General features: G+C 50.2%; 4 protein-coding genes. 2 read left to right on the plus strand and 2 right to left on the minus strand.

Annotated features, from left to right (window positions below; genetic code table 11):
- The first annotated feature begins 166 nt into the window (after positions 1–166).
- A complete protein-coding gene (locus Q1M25_RS09165) occupies positions 167–958 on the plus strand; it encodes an RNA methyltransferase (RefSeq protein ID WP_300483985.1) in 792 nt (263 codons plus the stop codon).
- Positions 959–992: 34 nt separating this feature from the next.
- Entirely contained in the window at positions 993–1,652 is a 660-nt protein-coding gene (locus Q1M25_RS09170; protein WP_070625342.1) for a YecA family protein, read from the plus strand.
- Positions 1,653–1,713: 61 nt separating this feature from the next.
- Here Q1M25_RS09170 and Q1M25_RS09175 read toward each other — a convergent pair whose 3' ends face one another.
- Together Q1M25_RS09175 and Q1M25_RS09180 are read right to left on the minus strand one after the other, a co-directional pair.
- Positions 1,714–2,202 (minus strand): DUF456 domain-containing protein, encoded by a 489-nt coding sequence (locus Q1M25_RS09175; RefSeq protein ID WP_063075298.1) that lies wholly within the window; start codon positions 2,200–2,202, stop codon positions 1,714–1,716.
- Positions 2,203–2,345: 143 nt separating this feature from the next.
- Positions 2,346–3,196 (minus strand): MFS transporter (locus tag Q1M25_RS09180; protein ID WP_300483989.1); only part of this gene is annotated, 851 nt, incomplete at its 5' end.

Consider the following 3,196-nt stretch of genomic DNA (forward strand, 5'->3'; position numbering starts at 1 on the left):
ACTGTCCGCACCGAGCAAAAAAATGAGCAGCAGACTGTTGTGCAGTAAAAAATGAAATTATGTAAAACCCTTGCTTCATTGCAAGGGTTTTTTATTTCCGAAGTAAAACCGTCAGGCCGTCTGAAAGCATAGCTTCAATGAAGTCAAAACAGTTATAATGCGCTCCATGAAACTGATTACCTCTGCTCAAAACGAACAGCTCAAACATTTATTCCGTCTGCTGACGCAGGCCAAAGCAAGGCGCGAAAGCGGTGAAACCGTATTGGAAGGCGTACATCTGCTGCAAACTTATTTGCAAAGCGGCGGTACGCCCAAACAGGTTTATCTGCCTGAAAAGAAACAGCAACATCCTGAAATTCAAGAAATTACGGCGCAGTTGGACGAGGGATTGATTACTTGGGCCGGTAACGAAGCACTGTCTAAAATCACCAATCTGACCGATGCCGATGATGTGATGACTTGGATTGATATTCCGCAGCAGGCAGGTTTACCTTCAGACGGCGATTGCGTGGTATTGGAGCGGGTACAAGACCCCGGCAATGCAGGCACGATTTTGCGCAGCGCGGCAGCGGCCGGAGTCAGGCAAATTGTGTGCAGTAATGATTCCGTGGATATCTGGTCGCCCAAAGTGTTGCGAGCGGGGATGGGCGCGCATTTTCTGCTGTCTATTTTCAGCCGAGTGGAATTATCCGCTTGGATGGAAACGTATCAGCATCAAATTTGGGCAACCGCCTTGGGTGGCCGCAATATCGGTTTGTATGAAATGGACCTCAGTCAACCTTGTGCTTGGGTGTTTGGCAACGAAGGCAGCGGCGTGAGCGAAACGGTAAAAGAGAAGGCCGATGCCTGTGTCAAAATTCCCATGTTGGGGCAAACCGAATCCCTGAATGTCGCGATGGCGGCGACGGTTTGTCTGTTTGAACAAATGCGGCAGCGTATCCATGCCCAGGCCGTCTGAAAACAATAATACGATTTTATTTTAAGGAACAAAAATGCAAATACTGACTTTTGATGAAGCGGCACGCAGCCGCTTAATGGAATTGCTGGATGCTAAATCCAAAGCCCACAACACCATGCGTTGTGATGAGGTCCAAGGTTTTATGATGGCTTTATTGAGCGGTCCGGATGCTTTGAATCCGACCAACTGGCTGCCTGAGATTTTGGGTGAGGAATCTTTGTTTGATGCCAAAGAACGCACCGAAATCGAACGTTTGGTAATGGCAATGGCTGCTGATATGCGCATGAAGCTCAACGAGAAGATTTTGCCTGATTTGTGGTTTTATGAAGATGAAGCCGGCAATCCGGATTTCTACACTTGGTGTAACGCTTATCTTTACGCACTGGATATTGTGCCTACCGATTGGTTTGAAGCAGTCGATCAGGAAGAGTTTGAAGATTTGTTCTATCCGATTATGGCTTTGGGCGGTATCTATGACGATGGGGAAAACGGCGAAGTCATCTTGCATCTGAATGAAAAAGAGCTGACCCAGCTGGAATCTGATTTGCCTCATGTCCTGCTTGATATTTACTGGTACTGGCAGGCCATCATCAATAAGCCGCAAACCGTACGCCGTGAAGGCGAAAAAGTGGGGCGCAACGATCCTTGCCTGTGTGGCAGCGGTAAGAAGTACAAAGCCTGCTGCGGCAAATAAACCATGAAATAAAAAGGCCGTCTGAATGCTTGAAATTCAGACGGCCTTTAATATTTTTTGTTTAGAAGAATGAGGCTAACCAAACAAACAGGATAGTCAGTGCAATGGTCAAGGCGCAGCCGATTTTGGCCACGGTACCGATGATGAAGCCGATAAACGTACCGATACCGACTTTGCCTGCCTGCCAAGTGTCTTTGCGTGCGATAAATTCGCCAATGGCCGCACCGGTCAATGGGCCGAGCAACAAGCCGGGAATGGAGAAAAATGCACCAACGATGCCGCCGATAAACGCACCCCAAACCGCGGTTTTACTTGCGCCGGTATATTTTGCACCCAGCGCACCCGCCACATAGTCCATCGCAGTACCGAATACGGCAACGATGGCCAAAAAGGTCAGCGTACCCGAGCCAAACACTTGATAATCGCCGGCATAACCCAACAGCCATGCGCCACCAAACATCAAACCCAATCCGGGCAAGGCGGGATAAATAGTGCCTAAAATGCCGACAACAATGGCAATCAAGCCGAGAACGATGAGAACAGCAGTCATGAGGTTCCTTTTGAATTTAAGAGTGTAATAACGGCAGTATTATGGGCACGTTTTGTTATATTTTCATGAGAGATTGTGCAATAAAATGAAAAATTATCCGGAGGCGCGCCCAATTAAAATCGATGGATAAATATCTGAGCGAATTATTGTGAATCACGATCTGAATAATTGAATAAATTTCTATTCAAATATAAAAGCAGGCCTACCAATACGGCCAAGTACACTGCAACCCAATACGCATCTGTATAACCAATAGCCTTTGCCAGCCGTAGGGCGGCGAAACCGGCCGCGTAACTGCCGAGCAGAACCACGGAAAATTGCAGGCTGCTGTCGAGTGCAGCGGTGGCACGGTCGGATTTGTCCATCACCAAGGCTAGTATCACCGGCAGCAGCAGCGTGTAGCTCAGGCTCAGGGCGATGATTTGCGCGGGGGGCAGCCAAGAGCGGACGCGGGCGAGCGTGTCGATGGCAGTTATGGACGCCAAAAGCGGCAGTTGCAGCGCGTAGAGCAGGAAAACGAGTTTGCGGCGCGGATAATTGCGCGAAAACCAGCCCGACAGCGGCGTTACAATCAGGCAGGCAACAGGAATACCTACCGCCAAAATTCCGCCCGTCTGTTTCGGAGTGAAGCCCAAATCCGCCAGTTTGGGTACAAAAGTTGCCGCCATAAACGCATACGGTGCGGCAATGGCAAACAGCAAAACCAGCCACCGCCAGCCCGTTTCAGGTTGCTGCCAAAAAGAAACCAGCCGTACTGCCAACGCCGTCCAACTGCCCTGCGCAGTCGGACTTTCTGGCTCGCGGTAGTACAAGAGTTGCAGCAACATCAGCAGGCTGAACGCCAGCATCAAGCCGGCCGCCGCCGTCTGTTCGTATTCCTGATACAGCCACAACACCAGTGCGCCGCCGATCATCTTGCCGCCGCGCGCAGCCATCGTTTGAATCACGCCGCCGAAACCGCGTTCGCGGTGCGGCAGGACGATGCACGACAAAC

The organism is uncultured Neisseria sp. (assembly GCF_951230505.1).
Taxonomy (GTDB): domain Bacteria; phylum Pseudomonadota; class Gammaproteobacteria; order Burkholderiales; family Neisseriaceae; genus Neisseria.

Excerpts from the sequence above, each read along its gene's own strand:
- Q1M25_RS09165 (WP_300483985.1), top strand. The coding sequence starts at position 167 with ATGAAACTGATTACCTCTGCTCAAAACGAACAGCTCAAACATTTATTC.
- Q1M25_RS09170 (WP_070625342.1), top strand. The coding sequence starts at position 993 with ATGCAAATACTGACTTTTGATGAAGCGGCACGCAGCCGCTTAATGGAA.
- Q1M25_RS09175 (WP_063075298.1), bottom strand. The coding sequence starts at position 2,202 with ATGACTGCTGTTCTCATCGTTCTCGGCTTGATTGCCATTGTTGTCGGC.